Genomic DNA, 15,029 nt, shown 5'->3' with positions numbered 1-15,029 from the left:
AGCCGATGGGGGAGATATGGCTCAAGTCGCGATCAGCAAAGTGGCCAAGGCGTTTGGAACCGTCAAGGTTCTGCACGAAGTCAGCGTCGATATATCTGACGGCCAATTCGTGGTGCTGGTCGGTCCTTCGGGTTGCGGCAAGTCCACGCTGCTGAGAATGGTGGCGGGGCTGGAGACCGTCTCCGGCGGCACGATCGCCATCGGCGACCGTGTGGTCAACCACTTGCCGCCGGCCAAGCGCGACATCGCCATGGTGTTCCAGAACTATGCGCTCTATCCGCACAAGACAGTCGAGCAGAACATGGCCTTTGCGCTCAAGCTGCGCAAAACCGATCCGGCCGTGGTTGCCGAGCGGGTCAAGCGCGCCGCCGACATCCTCGACCTCAACCCTTATCTGAAACGCTATCCCCGGCAGCTTTCCGGCGGCCAGCGCCAGCGCGTCGCCATGGGCCGCGCCATCGTGCGCAACCCGCAGGTGTTCCTGTTTGACGAGCCGCTCTCAAATCTCGACGCCAAGCTGCGCGTGCAGATGCGCACCGAGATCAAGGAATTGCACCAGCGGCTGAAGACCACCACCATCTATGTCACGCATGACCAGATCGAAGCCATGACCATGGCCGACAAGATCGTGGTGATGCGCGACGGCCGCATTGAACAGGTCGGCGCACCGCTGGAACTGTTCGACCGGCCTGCCAACTTGTTTGTCGCCGGCTTCATTGGCTCTCCGTCGATGAACCTGCTCAAGGGCGTCGCGCGCAAGGGCGGTGTCGACATCGCCGGCGCTCTGTTCCCGGTCACGCCCGGCAGCGCCGTGGAGGAAGGGCGCGCCGTCGTCTATGGCGTGCGGCCGGAGCATCTCGAGATTCATGCCGATGGCGTGCCTGCCAAGATTTCGGTGGTCGAGCCGACTGGCTCGGAAACCCTGGTCTTCCTGCGTTTCGGGGACGGCGAGATGGTGGCGCTGTTCCGCGAACGCCACGACTTCAAGCCCGGCGATACGCTCAAGCTCAGGCCGCGGCTCGACCACATCCATCTGTTCGATGCCGAGACCGGCAGGCGTCTCTGATCTCAAACTCATTTCACGAGGAATATCATGCTCAAAGGGATCAATCCGCTCCTCAATGCCGACGTGCTCCAGGCATTGCGGGCGATGGGACACGGCGACGACCTGATTGTCGCCGACACCAACTTCCCCTCCGATTCGGTGGCGCGCCAGACGGCGCTCGGGCGGCTGCTGCGCATCGACGCGCCGGCGGCGCAAGTCGTGAAGGCGGTGCTGTCGCTCTACCCGCTGGATACGTTCGTCGACGATTCGGCCGCGCGCATGGAGATCGTCGGCAAGCCGGACGAGATCCCGCCCGTCCAGCAGGAAGTGCAAAAGGAGATCGACGCCGCCGAGGGCAAGCCATGGCCGATGCTGCCGGTCGAGCGCTACGCTTTCTACGAGCGCGCCAAGCAGGCTTACTGCGTCATCCAGACCGGCGAGCGCCGTTTCTACGGCTGTTTTGCCTTCCGCAAGGGCGTGGTCCCGCCGGATGCGGAGTAGCGGCATGCTGGCCGGCAAGCCGATCGTCATCCTCGGAGTCTTTGTCGCCGACACGGCCTATCGCGCCGCGCGGCAGCCGCGCATGGGCGAGACGATCCTTGGAACGTCCTTCACCCTCGGTCCCGGCGGCAAGGGTTCGAACCAGGCGGTTGCGGCCGGTAAGCTCGGCGCCGATGCAACCTTCCTCACGCGCCTCGGCGTCGATGCCTTCGCCGACATGGCCAAGCGCACCTGGAAGGACGCCGGCGTGAAGAATGCCGTGATCGACACGCCCGACAGCTATACGGGCGCTGCCTATATTTTCGTCGAGGAGGGCACCGGCAACAACGCCATCATCGTCAGCCCCGGCGCGGCGATGCTGATCTCGCCCGACGACATCGAGGCCAATGCCGCCCTGATTCGTGGTGCCGGCGTCTTCGTGACGCAACTCGAACAGCCCATCGAGGCGGCGCTGCGGGCGTTGGAGATCGCGCGCGGGGCAGGGGTGACGACCATCCTCAACCCGGCTCCAGCGGCCAGGCTCCCCGACCGCATCTATTCGCTCTGCGACTACCTCACGCCCAACGAGACGGAGACGGAGGAGTTGACCGGCATGAAGGTCGCCTCTGTCGATGACGCCCGCGCAGCCGCCGGCAAGCTGCTCGAAAAGGGCGCCGGCGCCGTCATCGTCACGTTGGGAGAGAAAGGCGCATTGCTGCACACGAGGGATCGGTCCGAACATGTCGCCGCCGTCAGCGCCGGCCCGGTGGTCGAGACCACGGGAGCCGGCGATGCCTTCAATGGCGGCCTGGCCGCCGCGCTGTCGCGTGGGATGGAGCCCCTGCAAGCCGTGCGCTTTGCCTGCGCCGTTGCGGGCATTTCGGTGACGAGGCCAGGCACCGCGCCGTCCATGCCGGACTTGCACGAGGTCGAGGCGCTGCTGGCAAGGGGCTGAGGCGTTTTGAATGAAAGGCGCCTGAATGGTGGGCGATGACGGGCTCGAACCGCCGACATCTTCGGTGTAAACGAAGCGCTCTACCAACTGAGCTAATCGCCCGCTCCGGGCCGGACCTTTAAGCGGTCGGGACCAGCTTCGCAAGGCCAAATGAGTGTGGGACGCCGTGGTTGCGGGCCGTATTTGCGAACAAAACGCCGGCTGTCAAAAAACCTTCTCCAGTTTGATGTTATGATGGTTTCGTGCGCTTGACACCCGGTGGCGAACCCCTTATCCAGCGCCCAACGACGAACACGGCTGACACGTGCTCGTCAATGCGCGGGTGTAGCTCAGTTGGTTAGAGTGCCGGCCTGTCACGCCGGAGGTCGCGGGTTCGAGCCCCGTCACTCGCGCCATTAGTTTCAAGGGGGTAGCTACCGCCCCTTGAAAAAGTTTCAACTCTCATTTTCCGGAGAGTTTCAACTTTTCGTATTCATTCCGTTCCTGGCCGAGCAGTTTCCTGCCCCTACGTCGGGCTGCGCAGACGGCTACCAGATTGACCGGCATGTACGTCTTCTGGATCGCCTTGTTCTGGTCGATTGAATTGGCCATCTTGGCCGAGATCGCCTCGATCGAAGCGCCGCTGGCGCGGCGTTGGCCTCGACCGCACCGGAACGCCCAACGTCCATGAACCGGGCGGGCCGAGGGGGGACGCATCGCGATATTCAAGCGGTTCAACCGCTACGGCACCGGTATAGTCTCGGTTTGTGTGAAGACTGCATGTCCGGCCGTGAACACTACGGTATTGGCTAGCAGCGGAGAAATGCCCCCATCGTGCGGATAGACAAAGAATTTTTGCGGGCGCACGCGGATGCTTTCACAGGATCCTGTTAGGCAGGGCAACAAACTCAGACCATCGTGAGGTCGGTTAGGCTGGTGCCCGATCGCGTCCATTATTGTGGGATAGACGTCGATCAACTGCGATTCTCCGTCAGATACCGCAAAATCAGAGTCCGATTGAGATGGCTTAATCATGAGGGTTGCCATCGACCTGCTTTCAAATGCTGCGGTGGTGCCTCCAAATGCGGTGATGCCGGAGTGATACGGCGGACTCATCTCTGAGCCACCGAGTGCATTCAAAAAGCCTGCCCACCCGGACCCGTGGTCGGATTGTATGACGATAATGGCGTCGTCATAGCGGCCCAGTCGCTTGAGCTCTTGCAAGAACTCCACAACAAGCTTCATGGCGCAAGTGGCCTGAGACTTGTAGGCAGCCTGGATCCCCACAGCCGCACGTTCGGGATCGACCATGCAATTTGCATCGAGCACGTAGGGGCCATGAGGAAGGATCGCTTGGAACAATGTGTATCTACCGCGCGCGGCAAACCGCTGTTCATTCGCGATCAGATATTTCATCCCCACAACAGCCTGAAATGGATGGACGCCTTGTTCTACGGTCTTCGGGATGTAGCTTTCCGCTTTGCGCTCAAATACCGCGCTAATCCGCTCGCCGGCCGAGTGTCCCCACCCCAAGGCCTCATTTGTCAAGAAATTTGGAAACAATTTTGCAAACAATAATCCAGAAAATTCGACAATTTGCGGGTGTTTGAGCGAGTATTGGTACTTGGTGATCTGCTCTGGCGTGAAGAATACATCTGCAACATTTGTCTGCAATATCTCCGGAAGCCCCACAACATCAACTGCGTAACCATCCGTCCGAAGATCTTTCAGCAATCCTTGATCGAAGGCTGCTCTCCAGGCGGGAAAGCTTCCGCTCCGAAATATGGTACCGGTCAGATAGCTCGCAACCGACGATAACGTATACGGATAGTTTGAAATATTCCGGCGCATAAACGTAAACCCGCGAAAAATGCTCCGGTCATTCATCTCTTCGATGGCGGCAAGTGCAAAATCTGACTGCATCTCATCGAGATGAAAGTGATATATATTTGGAAGGTCCGAGCGGCCATTTATAGACAAGCCGGATTTAGGAGAGTTTTCGGTTTCAGCCGGTGGCACTGGCAGGCCCGCAGCAACAGTGGCCAATCCGGCAATTAACGCGATCGACAGGATGGCAAAAACCCGAACCAGCGTGCCTAGAGTCGTAACTGCACCCACCGCCAACAGCGCGACCAAGATAGCAACTTCTACCGCAGTGATGGAGATGGGCTCCGGGCTTGTGAATGCTGCGCCATCTAAGCGACTCAGCTGAACGGGGGCAAAAACGTCGGCGAGTAATACGAAGGCCCCTAGAAGCAAATACGCCTTTTTTATGAAATCCCGAATTCCGAACAAGGTTAGAGCGCATACAAATATCAAGATAAATGCGCCGCCATAAAAGAAAATAGTGGGGAGCCAAATATCATACCCCAATTCCTTGGCGTTTTTCGCATAAAGCTCCAACGGAAAAAAAACGAAAAGGACTAATATTGGAAACAGTAAGGCAAGAAATGCCGTCGAAATTCTAACAATGCGATTGGCGTTAATACTCATTCGAAAATACCCGATAAAGTACCATCTCTTTTTATTTCATCGCCTATCGAATTGATAAAGTGTACGGCCGGTGGCCGACACTGTTTGTTTCTTCGCAATGCGGGAAACGGACGTAAGTGCGCATTCGAACGAAGAAGGGCTATAATCGGGGAAGATATCCTCTCGAAGAGCAAGCATCTGTCGAATTGTTGGATCATCCTTGGGGACGAACTCGATTATGCCGGTGGGAGCAACGTCAACAATCCATTTGACGGCCTGGTGCAAAGGCACGTTTCTGCCAATGGCAAGATGGTGCTCAAAAGCGAGAGCAAGAACCGCATCAGCTCTGAATCTCGACGAGAAACCCTTTCGTTCCTTCTGAGCCCATCCTTGATCAGGGCTGGGGTTCGCAGCATCCAGCCACAACGGAAGAAAGTTCATTTTAGCTGACGCGGCCCGCAAAAATCCGATGTCGACTGCGGTCTGATCGAAATCGAAGCCAACTACCGCTTTCGCGCCACCCTCCAAGGCGGCGACCGAAAAGTCGCCAGTATTGCAGCCCAGATCGATTGCGGTGGCGACATGGCCGGATGCCGCAAAATCGTGGATCATTTGCCGTTTTGTCGAGGCCTCTTGACTGGAGTAAGTGTTCATACTCGCGTATGCGCCCCACACAGTCTTGCCGGTGTCGGCCGGCTCTAGGCGTGCGATCCACCGGCGCAATTGGGATAAAATGCCGTGATACCCCGCCCGCGGTAGCTTTCTGCTTCGGCTAACCCTTTTGACAGCGTTGCTGGGATCATTCACGGAGCTCTGTTCAAGGCGACTTTGCAGCGTGACGTGGGTCAACATGTTCCACGAAAATCGCTCAGAAAATGTGAGCAAGCGAGCAAAATCGCGGGTGGAAATGCCCTCCAGCGCACCCCTGAACCATGAATTGTGGGCGATTCCCTTCACCGCTCGGAGAAGCAGCGGATTAAGAAACTGCTCGCAGAATTGTCTGTGACCCGTCCAATACTCCCCGTCGCGATATGGCCTAAGAGAGAGGATATCGATGAAGATGGGCTTGGAGCCAACGAACTGCACATTATAGGCACTTGCGTCTGAAAGGACAAAATTCTCGGTCAATAGTTGTATTTGCAGGTCAAGATGATGCAGGGCTGCTGCCTTCAACGCACCGAAAGACCATTCGTAGGGATAGCTCACAAATGGTATCGCTCCGTGTTCCAACACGTAAGCTGGTTTTCCTACAACCTCGGGCCAATCTGCGGGGGCAACCTCACTGGTCCGGACTATTTTATCCAGCTCGGCGTAACGTAGCAGGATGCCCGCATCCCGGGCGGCCTCATAGCTCGCTTTGCCCTGGTCGGTCACTGTGCGGAAAACCCGGCCATCGGAAACAAAGACCGACCCGGAAGGATCTCGGAACGATCCGTCCTCAAAAACTAGTCCTGAACCTTTCATTTCCGGTCTGTACGATTCTTACCGAAAATGCGCGCCAACAGCAGTTTGAGGCGATTGTAATAGATGGTTAACACGGTAGTGCCCGCCGCGACACCCGCAATCAAGCCCTGCAGCAGCATGCTCCCGGTGCCCGGGTCGAGATATGCGTGAGCCGACACCGTCAGACTCAATAAATATAGCATCCCAAGTGAAGCTGTCAGTCTCATCTTGTACAAAGGCCCATACTCCCCATCGGCTCTGCGCGCGGTTGCTGTTTAATGCGCCTTTAATGCGATCCAACGCGTTTGACCAGACATTTGTCACAAATCTTTCACACTTCGAGAAACTTATGGTGATGGAAATGGCCGCGACAGCGTGTCGCTAGTGAGCCACTCCGTCGCCCGTGCGGCGCCAAACATCTCGGATTTTTGCGATCGGGTTTGGGATCGAACAGGTCTCCGCCAAAATGGCCAAGGAACGCCTTCGTCGCGGCGGGGTTGGCGAAGCAGTGAAGGCGATAGTCCTCATATTTGCCGCTCGACCATATCGCCGGCACGTGCCCGTTCGATGAATGATGCCGCCGGGGGGACACGATTGCGTTTGGCATCAGTGGGAGATCGGCTTCTCGGTTGCTGCCGCTAGGGCGTCGATTGCGTCGCTCCTTGACCTGTAACATCATAGCGTGGGGCTGCTTGAACAACGATGTACTTGGCGCCGTGCCGAGCCGAGGTGGCCGGCGCCCTTTTTTGGGGGCGGGTGGGGTAAACCCGACTTGCAGGACGCCGGCCAGGCGGGTTGGGGTCCGCCAGGAACTATAGTGCCAGAAAACCTTATGGTTCGATATTCCGCGATAACGGAACATCTGCGCCACATGGGCGAGTTCCAGCCGATCTCAAGGGCCTATGATCCGGCTGTTCATCCACCGGCGTTGGTGGCGCATATCGGCTTGCTGGCCGCAGATCTTGCAGGTGTAGACGTTGTGCCTTTTTGCGCGCCGGAGCGCCATTATGCCGATGACCGGGAAGGGCGGAGAGAGCCCGCCGACCGCTGGCATAACGGCTCTCGGCAAAGACGCCTCCCCTGGCAGCTCTGCTATCTACCAGCCCTGCCGACTATACCAGTCGTCGACGTCCCGGCGTACGCGATCCTTCTCGATGCCGTAGCGTTCCTGGATAATGCCCTCAAGCTGATCGCGTTTGCCGGCGATGCGGTCGAGATCATCATCAGTGAGCTTCCCCCACTGCTCCTTGACTTTACCCTTGACCTGCTTCCAGTTTCCTTCGACGCGGTTCCAATCCATTGTGGCTATCTCCTGAATCACACATGGAAGAACGGGTGTATCGCCATGAGGTTCCGGTGGGCCAAATCCCCGTCGATCACCGCCAGCGGGAACGCTGCGGTTGCGCTTGGCATCAGTGATGATGTGCGCTGGCTTTCTTGTTCCCCTCACGCGTTGTTCACGGCGGCGCCAGCCTGAAGTCGCTCCCCTCCGGCAGCAATTGCCCGCCATCGACGACAATCGTGGTGCCGGTGATGTAGCTGGCATCGTCGGAGGCCAGGAACAGGAAGGCATTGGCGACGTCGCGCGGGCTGCCCAGCCGGCCGAGCGGAATGGCGTCTTCCATGTTCTTGATGAAGGCAGCACCCCGGTGAAGCTCCATTCCCTCGGTGAGAATGTTGCCGGGTTCGACGCCGTTGACGGTTATGCCGTAGCCGGCGAATTCGAGCGCCGCCGAACGGATCAGCCCGTTTATGCCTGCCTTGGTCGCGGAATAGTGGCCGTGGCCGGGACTGGTGACGTGCGGTCCGGTGATCGAGGAGGTGAACAGCATGCGCCCGCGGCGCTGCGCCTTCATCGGCACCAGTGCGGCGCGAGCGGCATTGAAACTGCCGCGCAGATTGACCGCCATGACGCGATCCCAGTCGTCCGGGCTGGTGTTCTCCAGCAATTGCCAGGGATAAATGCCGGCGTTCTGGACGATGACGTCGAGGCGGCCATGGTGCGCGAGCGCCAGCGCGACGGCGGCCTCGACATCGGCCAAAAGCGAGATGTCCGTGCCGATGAAGGCGGCGTCAAGTTCACTGGCGGTCGCTCGCCCCACCTCGATCTCGGTGTCGGCAAGCACAAGCCTGGCGCCTTCTTCGGCGAAACGTTGGGCGATGCCCTTGCCGATGCCGCGCGCGGCGCCGACGATCAGCGCTACTTTGCCCGACAGTCTTCCGGTCTCTGGCCGTACGGTCATGCGAGCCTCTGGCGAATGGTTTGCTTGAAGGCGTCGAGCAGAACCGCCGCCAGCACCAGCAGGCCGTGAATGACCTGGGTGAAGTTGGCGGGCAGGCCCATCAGATTGATCGCCGTGTTGATTGCCGACAAAAGCAGCACGCCGGCATAGACGCCGGGTAAGGTGCCGACGCCGCCCTTCAGGCTGACGCCGCCGATGACGACGGCGGCAAAGGCGTTGAACAGCAGGCCGACGCCGAGATTGGCGGTGGCGCCCGATGTGCGGATGGCGAGCAGCCAGCCGGCAAGGCCGGCTATGGCGCCGGCAAGCACGAAGGCGATGATCAGGTTGCGGTTGACGCGAATGCCGGCGCGGAAGGTCGCTGTCTCGTTGCCGCCGATCATCACCAGATGCCTGCCGAAAGGCGTCTTGGCCATGATCAGCGAGAAGACGACGAAGCAGGCGATCGCGATCCAGGCGGTGAGCGGCAGGCCGATCAGCCGCTGGATGCCGAACCAGCGGATGGCAGGCGCCAGATCCTGCGCCGAGCGGCCGCCCGAAATGACCAGCACCAGGCCGCGCACCCAGATGTAGGAGGCCAGCGTGATGATGAAGGCGCTCATCTTGACCTTGACGACCAGGAATCCGTTGAAGGCGCCGATGACGCCGCCGACGGCAAGCGCCAGCAGCAGCGAGACCGGCACCATCAGCCAGTCCGGATGCAACTGCACGCCGATGCCGATGCCCGAAGAGCAGAACAGGATGCCGACCGCCATGGCGCTGAGCGCGGCCACCGATTCGACCGACAGGTCCATGTGCCCGGCGATGATGACCAGCGCCAGGCCGATCGACATCACGCCCAGCACGCTGGAGGCTTCGATGATGTTGGCGAAAATACCGAGCTGGAAATAGTTGGGAATGAAAAGGGAGAACACCACCAGCACGAAGACCAGCATGAACCAGACGAGATTATCGAGGACGAACTCGAGGATTTGACGGGTGCGGGGGCTCATGGGCTGATCCGGTTTGGGTTCGAATGCCGCGGCGGCTCTATGCCGGGCAATTCTGCCGGGCAGGGCGGCTCCGGGCGGGTGGCCCGGAGCCGTTCTGGGGAAGGTTTATTCGACGGACTTCACGGTGTCCTTCGGCGGCTTCTGGTTGCCCCAGAAGGCCGGGTCGTCGACGTTCTCCTTGGTGATCGCGGCACCCGGGATCTTGATGTTCGGGCCCCAGGCCTCCTTGGTCACCACCGATTTCAGGCCAAGCACGTCATAGTCGCCGGGCTTGATCTCCTGCTTGTTGACGACCTTGTCCATGAACATGGCGACCGCCGCGGCCTGCGCGTAGAGCGGCTGTTCGACTTCGACGTTGAGCCAGCCCTTGCGGATCAGGTCGAGGCCGACCGGCGCGCCGTTCGAACTCATCAGCATGACGTCGCCCGGCTTCTTGCCGGCGGCCTCGAGCGAGGCGACGGCGGCGACCGAAAGATGCGCGGCGTGGCTGAAGATCAAGTCGATGTCGGGGTTGGCAAGCATCTGGTCGGCGACGATGGTGCCGGCGTTGCTGGCCTCCCATTGCATGGCCGGCAGCGAGATAATCTTGACGTCCGGGAACGCCTTCATCTTCTCTTCAAAGCCTTTCTGGATGTCGAGCGTGTAGGGATCGCCGGGGTCGCCGAGCACCTGCAGGATCTTGCCCTTCACAGCGCCGTTCTTGGCCTTCAGCAGCGCTTCGGCCTGTTCGGCGGCGACGTGGCCGATCTCGACAGTGCCGGCTACCGAGGTGAAGTCGGACGGAGTGGAGGTGATCTGGCGATCGAATTCCACGACAGGTATGCCGGCCGCGCGCGCGGCCTCGATCGACGGCTTCAGCGCGTTGAAGTCGACGGCGGCCAGGATGATCGCCTTCGGTTTCAGCGCGATGACGTCGTTCATCTGCGATTGCTGGGCGTCGGTCTTGTTGTCGGCGTTCAGCGTCTTCATCTCGTAGCCGACCTGTTTCAGGAACAGTTCCAGCGCGCTCACCGAGCCGGTCTGGAACTCATCGAGCAAGGTCGGCACCATGTAGTAGACGGTACCCTTGGACTGGGCGAATGCCGGCGTGAGCGTGGCAACTGCCAGTGCCAGGATACCGAGGACAGAAAGAAGTATTCGTTTCATGTCGTTGGCTCCTCTAGTGCCGGACCCCTCTTTTGTCCCTCAGCCCGCCGGTCCGGCACCGGCAAGCGTCTCCCCGGTGATCATGTTGATCACCGCATCGGGACTTGTTTTGTTGCGTGCGACATCGCCGGCCACGACGCCTTGCCGGATCACTACGATCCGGTCTGCGACCTGGAAGGCCTGCTGCATGATGTGGGTGATGATGACGACGCCGATGCCCTGGTTCGCCACCTGGCGGATCATGTCGAGGCCGCGCCGCGTCTGTTCGACGCCAAGCGCTGCAAACGGCTCGTCGAGCAGCACCAGCTTGCCGCCCCAGTGCACGAAGCGGTTGAGCTCGATGGCTTGCCGCTGGCCGCCCGAAAGATGCTCGACATTGGTGCGCAAAGACGGAATGCGGGTGCCGGCGCTGGCAAGCGCCTTGCCGACCACGGCCTCCATCGCCCGCTCGTCGAGCACTGGAATGCCGAGCACCTTGCGCGTGATCTCACGGCCCATGAAGAAATTGGCCACCACGTCGACATTCGTGCACAGCGACAGGTCCTGATAGACGGTCTCGATTCCCGCCGCCTTGGCCTCGGCAGGGGATTTGGCAAGGAACTCCTTGCCTTCGAACAGCATGCGGCCGGAGGTGGGCTCCAGGCCGCCGGCGATGATCTTGACCAGCGTCGACTTCCCGGCGCCGTTATCGCCCAGCAACGCGACCACCTCGCCCTTGCCGATCGAGAAGCTGATGCCCTTCAGCGCCTGGATCGCGCCATAGTTCTTGGTGACGTTGTCGAGCACCAGCAGGGGTTCGCTCATCAGGCAACCTCCCCGGCTGTCAGAATATCGCGGCCGCGTTCGCGCTCGGCGGTGAACATCTGGCCGAAGCGTGGCGACAACACGCCAGAGACGGCCAATGCGGCCGCGCCGCGCAGCACGGCTTGCTGGCCGCCGCCGGCGACGACGATGCGTGGCGTCTTGCGGTCCTTGCGGGCCGAAACCGAATTGTGCAGAGGCGCAGCCGATCTCGCCAGGCGTTCGAGCAGGTCCGGCGCCGCCAGCCCGCCGAGCACGACCGTCTCGGGGTCGAAAAGGTTCTCGATGATGGCAATGGCGTTGCGGAAGATCGGGCCGACCTCGGCGACCCAATCGGCATCGCTGCCCTTCCAGCGCCCTCGCGCTTCGAGCGAGACATAACGTTCGAGGCAACCGCGATTGCCGCACGGGCAAAGCTCGCCATTGGGAACGACGGGAATATGGCCGATCTCGCCGGCATTGCCCCAGGCGCCGCGCAGCACGCTGCCGTCATGCATCATGGCGCTGCCAAGTCCGACGCCGAAATAGAGATAGTAATATTCGGAATGCTGGGCGCCGATGCCGTAGAGGCGCTCGCCCACGGCGGCCGCAGCCATGTCGCCGTCGAAAAAGGCCGGCAATCCTGTCGCCGCCGTCAGCCGCTCGCGCAGCGCCACGTCCTTCCAGCCGGCCATTGTGGTCGGCCCGATGAAGCTCATCGTGTCCACGCCGAACGGGCCGGGAAGCGCCATGCCGATGCCGATGACGCGGCCCGCGGCGCGCGTTCCGGTCAGGTCGCGGACCATGGCGCGGACCTGGTCGAACGCATGATCGGGCGTCGCGTTGGGGGCCCCGCGGTGCAAGCTGTCGATCACGTCACCGCTGAGATTGATCAGCGCCGCGTCGATCCCCAGCGGCGTCAGGTGGATGCCGACGGCATAGCCGCCCTCGGGATTGATGCGCAGCGTCGCCGGTGGCAGGCCACGGCCCTTCGGCTCCTCGCGTACGGACAGGACGTAACCCTGCTCCTCCAGTTCGCGAACGATGGTCGATACGGTTTGAACGGTGAGGCCGACATGCCTGGCGATATCGCCCCTGGCGATGGGACCGTACCGGCGGATCGATTCGAGCACGATGCGTCGGTTGTACGGCCGCCCGAACTCCTGATTGGTCCCTCGCAATGCCATGCCTTGCGTCCCCGGTTGAGGCAAGGTTGGCACCAAATATTTATTCAGTCAAATGGAATTCAAAAATGCACCGCATTTGAGCGACGCGCCCGCTACGGCGGAAAAGCCGGCCGGTGTCCGGCTGATCACCGCGCCCTAGATGGCGGTACATGGATAAGATTTATGTCTTGCTGATCTTCGCCGCGGCCATTGCCATCATCTGCCTGGGCGGCAGATGGAACACATCTGATACCGACCACTATATGGGCTTCGACAATTTGCGGTCGCCTCGAAAGGGAAAAGCCCTGAACGGCGACAAGGATGCGAAAAAGCAATGAGGACGGCGCGGGATGGCGGCGGCCTGGGCCCGTGCGTTAGAGATACTGCGCGACCTTCTTGCCGACCGTGAGGAAACGCAAAGGATCGATCGCTTCGCCATTGCGGCGGACTTCGTAATGCAGATGCGGGCCGGTCGAGCGACCGCTGCTGCCGGTCTTGCCGATGACAGCGCCGGCATCCACTTTTTCGCCCACGGTCACGTCGATTTCGCTGAGATGTCCATAGCGCGTGGCAAACCCATTGCCGTGATCGACTTCGACCATGCGGCCATAGCCGCCATTCCAGCCCGCCTTGATGACCACGCCTGGCGCGGTGACCTTGGCCGCCATGCCGATCGGCGCCCTGAAGTCCATTCCCGAATGCAGGGCGGCCGTGCCGAGGATCGGGTCGGTGCGCACCCCGAACGGGCTGGTGACGGAATGACCGGGTGCGGGATTCGCGAGCGGCAGCCGGCGTGCTTCCTTCTTGAGCTGGTCGAGCGTGTCCAGCGCCTCGTCCAGTTCCTTGACCTTGCTGTCGAAAAACATCGAGCTGTCAAGCGGGATCAGCGGTCCGCCGACATCGCTTTCGTTCTTGCCGAAGTCGCTGTCGACCGGCAGCCCGGCCGCCTCGAGCGCCTGGGTTATGGCGTCGGCATTCTTGTAGGCGTTGTCAGCAAGTATGCTGATGCGCGTGAGCTGGTCATTCTCGATGGATTTCAACGACTTGTTGATCGAAATGAACAGCTTGTCGGCACGATCGGCGGCTGAATCGTTCGGCAGCGGATCGGAGCGGGTCGCCCACAGGGAGAACGGCCTGGTGTCGGCGGCGCCAGGGGCGGCGCCGAGGCTGGCCAGCGCGTAGCTTTGAGCAGGCTGGGCGATGCTGCCGGTCACTTCGGCGTGTTTGTCAGGCTTTGCCGGCACTGCCGGATCTTCGGCCGTCGCTGCGCCGACTTCATTTTCGGCGCGGTCGAGCAGCGGGCCGAGGCGGCCGTGGCGCTGGCTGAGTTGCGTCTGGCGCTCCAAAAGCTCGCTCACCTTGGTTTCCATCAATTGCTGGTCAAGCAACTGCCGGCTGGTGATGCGGTCGACCTGGGCGCGAAGCGCCGAGATGCGGTCTTCGTAAGCCTGCTGCATGCGCGCCTGGCGCGCGGTGGTGGCGCCGATCAGGTCGTCGCGCAGCACGAGATAGGAGGTGGCCAGCAGGTAACCGATGGCGATCGCCGCCAGCGCCGAACCGAGAAATACAACCAGCCAGGGCCGGATCGTGAAGTGCCTGATCTCGCTGCCGCGGGCGATGATGACTGTATGCGGTTCCTTGCGCCTGCCAAAGATCGCGGACTGACCGGTTGCGTTCACGGGACCAAGCTTTCGTTTACGACACCACGACAGCCCGACTACACATTATTAAGGTTAACAAAGCTTTGCCGAAGCAAGACGCCGGCAAGAATTGCCCGCAAAGCGAGCATGGGGTTGCTTCGCATCGCTTTCTGAAAACAAGGGCGCGGAGGCGCCCCCCTCAAATCGCCCGCACAGCTTCCAGCACCTCCTCGGCATGGCCCTTGACGCGCACCTTGCGCCAGATCCTGGCGATGCGCCCGTCGCGGCCGATCAGGAACGTCGCGCGCTCGACACCCATGTATTTGCGGCCATACATCGATTTTTCGACCCAAAGGTGGTAGGCCTCGATCACCTTGCGCTCCTCGTCGGAGGCAAGGTCGATGGTAAGATCGTATTTCGACTTGAACTTGTCGTGCTTCCTGGCGCTGTCGGGCGACAGGCCGATCACGACGGCGCCGGCCTTCTCGAACTCCGGCTTCAGCTGCGAAAAGCTGATCGCTTCGGCGGTGCAGCCGGTGGTGTCGTCCTGTGGGTAGAAGTAGAGGACGACAGGTCTGCCGGCAAAGCCGGCCAGGCTGAGCGAACCACCGCCGTCCCGCGGCAACTCGAATTGCGGCGCGGGATCGCCCACATTGAGGTCAGCCATATCCATGCCCTTGTTTGAGGT

General features: G+C 60.9%; 16 protein-coding genes and 2 tRNA genes. 5 read left to right on the top strand and 13 right to left on the bottom strand.

The window, feature by feature from the left end; all coding sequences use genetic code 11:
* Nucleotides 1-16: 16 nt before the first annotated feature.
* From ugpC to rbsK, 3 genes are read left to right on the top strand one after another with little or no spacing between them, the layout of a single operon-like run.
* The gene (ugpC, locus tag FJ949_RS05470; protein ID WP_140493922.1) at nucleotides 17-1,066 is read left to right on the top strand and encodes a sn-glycerol-3-phosphate ABC transporter ATP-binding protein UgpC; all 1,050 of its coding nucleotides are present in this window, start codon (nucleotides 17-19) and stop codon (nucleotides 1,064-1,066) included.
* Between the two features lie 27 nt (nucleotides 1,067-1,093).
* A complete protein-coding gene (locus FJ949_RS05465) occupies nucleotides 1,094-1,546 on the top strand; it encodes an RbsD/FucU family protein (protein WP_140493920.1) in 453 nt (150 codons plus the stop codon).
* A gap of 4 nt (nucleotides 1,547-1,550) precedes the next feature.
* On the top strand, nucleotides 1,551-2,480 hold the full coding sequence (rbsK, locus tag FJ949_RS05460; RefSeq protein WP_140493918.1) for a ribokinase: 930 nt from the start codon (nucleotides 1,551-1,553) through the stop codon (nucleotides 2,478-2,480).
* Between the two features lie 26 nt (nucleotides 2,481-2,506).
* Here rbsK and FJ949_RS05455 read toward each other — a convergent pair.
* A tRNA-Val gene (locus FJ949_RS05455) sits at nucleotides 2,507-2,582 on the bottom strand.
* A 216-nt stretch (nucleotides 2,583-2,798) separates the two neighbouring features.
* Here FJ949_RS05455 and FJ949_RS05450 point away from each other — a divergent pair.
* A tRNA-Asp gene (locus FJ949_RS05450) sits at nucleotides 2,799-2,875 on the top strand.
* A gap of 46 nt (nucleotides 2,876-2,921) precedes the next feature.
* Here the strand turns inward: FJ949_RS05450 and FJ949_RS30225 are convergent.
* The 10 genes from FJ949_RS30225 to FJ949_RS05405 form a co-directional block, all read right to left on the bottom strand.
* Nucleotides 2,922-3,071 carry a hypothetical protein gene (locus tag FJ949_RS30225; RefSeq protein ID WP_181171936.1) on the bottom strand — a complete coding sequence of 50 codons (150 nt, stop codon included), beginning with the start codon at nucleotides 3,069-3,071 and terminating at the stop codon, nucleotides 2,922-2,924.
* A gap of 129 nt (nucleotides 3,072-3,200) precedes the next feature.
* On the bottom strand, nucleotides 3,201-4,952 hold the full coding sequence (locus FJ949_RS05445) for a sulfatase-like hydrolase/transferase (protein ID WP_140493916.1): 1,752 nt from the start codon (nucleotides 4,950-4,952) through the stop codon (nucleotides 3,201-3,203).
* Between the two features lie 36 nt (nucleotides 4,953-4,988).
* Nucleotides 4,989-6,395 (bottom strand): class I SAM-dependent methyltransferase, encoded by a 1,407-nt coding sequence (locus tag FJ949_RS05440; protein ID WP_140493914.1) that lies wholly within the window; start codon nucleotides 6,393-6,395, stop codon nucleotides 4,989-4,991.
* Entirely contained in the window at nucleotides 6,392-6,601 is a 210-nt protein-coding gene (locus FJ949_RS05435; RefSeq protein ID WP_140495002.1) for a hypothetical protein, read from the bottom strand. Before FJ949_RS05435 ends, FJ949_RS05440 begins: the two co-directional genes overlap by 4 nt.
* An 869-nt stretch (nucleotides 6,602-7,470) precedes the next feature.
* Complete coding sequence (locus FJ949_RS05430; protein WP_140493912.1) at nucleotides 7,471-7,674, bottom strand: CsbD family protein; 204 nt, start codon at nucleotides 7,672-7,674, stop codon at nucleotides 7,471-7,473.
* Between the two features lie 157 nt (nucleotides 7,675-7,831).
* A complete protein-coding gene (locus FJ949_RS05425; protein ID WP_140493910.1) occupies nucleotides 7,832-8,617 on the bottom strand; it encodes an SDR family oxidoreductase in 786 nt (261 codons plus the stop codon).
* On the bottom strand, nucleotides 8,614-9,609 hold the full coding sequence (locus tag FJ949_RS05420) for an ABC transporter permease (RefSeq protein WP_140493908.1): 996 nt from the start codon (nucleotides 9,607-9,609) through the stop codon (nucleotides 8,614-8,616). Before FJ949_RS05420 ends, FJ949_RS05425 begins: the two co-directional genes overlap by 4 nt.
* Before the next feature lie 105 nt (nucleotides 9,610-9,714).
* Nucleotides 9,715-10,755 carry a sugar ABC transporter substrate-binding protein gene (locus tag FJ949_RS05415; RefSeq protein WP_140493905.1) on the bottom strand — a complete coding sequence of 347 codons (1,041 nt, stop codon included), beginning with the start codon at nucleotides 10,753-10,755 and terminating at the stop codon, nucleotides 9,715-9,717.
* Nucleotides 10,756-10,794: 39 nt separating this feature from the next.
* Nucleotides 10,795-11,559, bottom strand: coding sequence for an ATP-binding cassette domain-containing protein (locus FJ949_RS05410; protein ID WP_140493903.1), 765 nt, complete (start codon nucleotides 11,557-11,559; stop codon nucleotides 10,795-10,797).
* Complete coding sequence (locus tag FJ949_RS05405) at nucleotides 11,559-12,722, bottom strand: ROK family transcriptional regulator (RefSeq protein WP_140493901.1); 1,164 nt, start codon at nucleotides 12,720-12,722, stop codon at nucleotides 11,559-11,561. Before FJ949_RS05405 ends, FJ949_RS05410 begins: the two co-directional genes overlap by 1 nt.
* Nucleotides 12,723-12,889: 167 nt before the next feature.
* Here FJ949_RS05405 and FJ949_RS30220 point away from each other — a divergent pair, with 167 nt between their 5' ends.
* Nucleotides 12,890-13,039 carry a hypothetical protein gene (locus FJ949_RS30220; RefSeq protein ID WP_181165117.1) on the top strand — a complete coding sequence of 50 codons (150 nt, stop codon included), beginning with the start codon at nucleotides 12,890-12,892 and terminating at the stop codon, nucleotides 13,037-13,039.
* A gap of 36 nt (nucleotides 13,040-13,075) precedes the next feature.
* Here FJ949_RS30220 and FJ949_RS05400 read toward each other — a convergent pair whose 3' ends face one another.
* Together FJ949_RS05400 and FJ949_RS05395 are read right to left on the bottom strand one after the other, a co-directional pair.
* Nucleotides 13,076-14,380 (bottom strand): M23 family metallopeptidase, encoded by a 1,305-nt coding sequence (locus FJ949_RS05400; RefSeq protein ID WP_140493899.1) that lies wholly within the window; start codon nucleotides 14,378-14,380, stop codon nucleotides 13,076-13,078.
* Nucleotides 14,381-14,540: 160 nt separating this feature from the next.
* Nucleotides 14,541-15,008, bottom strand: coding sequence for a peroxiredoxin (locus FJ949_RS05395; protein WP_140493897.1), 468 nt, complete (start codon nucleotides 15,006-15,008; stop codon nucleotides 14,541-14,543).
* Between the last annotated feature and the right edge of the window lie 21 nt (nucleotides 15,009-15,029).

It is taken from the genome of Mesorhizobium sp. B2-4-1 (genome assembly GCF_006442185.1).
Lineage (GTDB): Bacteria > Pseudomonadota > Alphaproteobacteria > Rhizobiales > Rhizobiaceae > Mesorhizobium.
This window is presented reverse-complemented; position numbering and strand designations above follow the sequence as displayed.

What these genes read in the sequence shown, in the direction of transcription:
- rbsK (WP_140493918.1), top strand. Translation starts at nt 1,551, where the DNA reads ATGCTGGCCGGCAAGCCGATCGTCATCCTCGGAGTCTTTGTCGCCGAC.
- ugpC (WP_140493922.1), top strand. Translation starts at nt 17, where the DNA reads ATGGCTCAAGTCGCGATCAGCAAAGTGGCCAAGGCGTTTGGAACCGTC.
- FJ949_RS05395 (WP_140493897.1), bottom strand. Translation starts at nt 15,008, where the DNA reads ATGGCTGACCTCAATGTGGGCGATCCCGCGCCGCAATTCGAGTTGCCG.
- FJ949_RS05405 (WP_140493901.1), bottom strand. Translation starts at nt 12,722, where the DNA reads ATGGCATTGCGAGGGACCAATCAGGAGTTCGGGCGGCCGTACAACCGA.
- FJ949_RS30225 (WP_181171936.1), bottom strand. Translation starts at nt 3,071, where the DNA reads ATGGCCAATTCAATCGACCAGAACAAGGCGATCCAGAAGACGTACATG.
- FJ949_RS05435 (WP_140495002.1), bottom strand. Translation starts at nt 6,601, where the DNA reads ATGAGACTGACAGCTTCACTTGGGATGCTATATTTATTGAGTCTGACG.
- FJ949_RS05465 (WP_140493920.1), top strand. Translation starts at nt 1,094, where the DNA reads ATGCTCAAAGGGATCAATCCGCTCCTCAATGCCGACGTGCTCCAGGCA.
- FJ949_RS05420 (WP_140493908.1), bottom strand. Translation starts at nt 9,609, where the DNA reads ATGAGCCCCCGCACCCGTCAAATCCTCGAGTTCGTCCTCGATAATCTC.
- FJ949_RS05410 (WP_140493903.1), bottom strand. Translation starts at nt 11,559, where the DNA reads ATGAGCGAACCCCTGCTGGTGCTCGACAACGTCACCAAGAACTATGGC.
- FJ949_RS05430 (WP_140493912.1), bottom strand. Translation starts at nt 7,674, where the DNA reads ATGGATTGGAACCGCGTCGAAGGAAACTGGAAGCAGGTCAAGGGTAAA.
- FJ949_RS05415 (WP_140493905.1), bottom strand. Translation starts at nt 10,755, where the DNA reads ATGAAACGAATACTTCTTTCTGTCCTCGGTATCCTGGCACTGGCAGTT.
- FJ949_RS05445 (WP_140493916.1), bottom strand. Translation starts at nt 4,952, where the DNA reads ATGAGTATTAACGCCAATCGCATTGTTAGAATTTCGACGGCATTTCTT.
- FJ949_RS05425 (WP_140493910.1), bottom strand. Translation starts at nt 8,617, where the DNA reads ATGACCGTACGGCCAGAGACCGGAAGACTGTCGGGCAAAGTAGCGCTG.
- FJ949_RS05440 (WP_140493914.1), bottom strand. Translation starts at nt 6,395, where the DNA reads ATGAAAGGTTCAGGACTAGTTTTTGAGGACGGATCGTTCCGAGATCCT.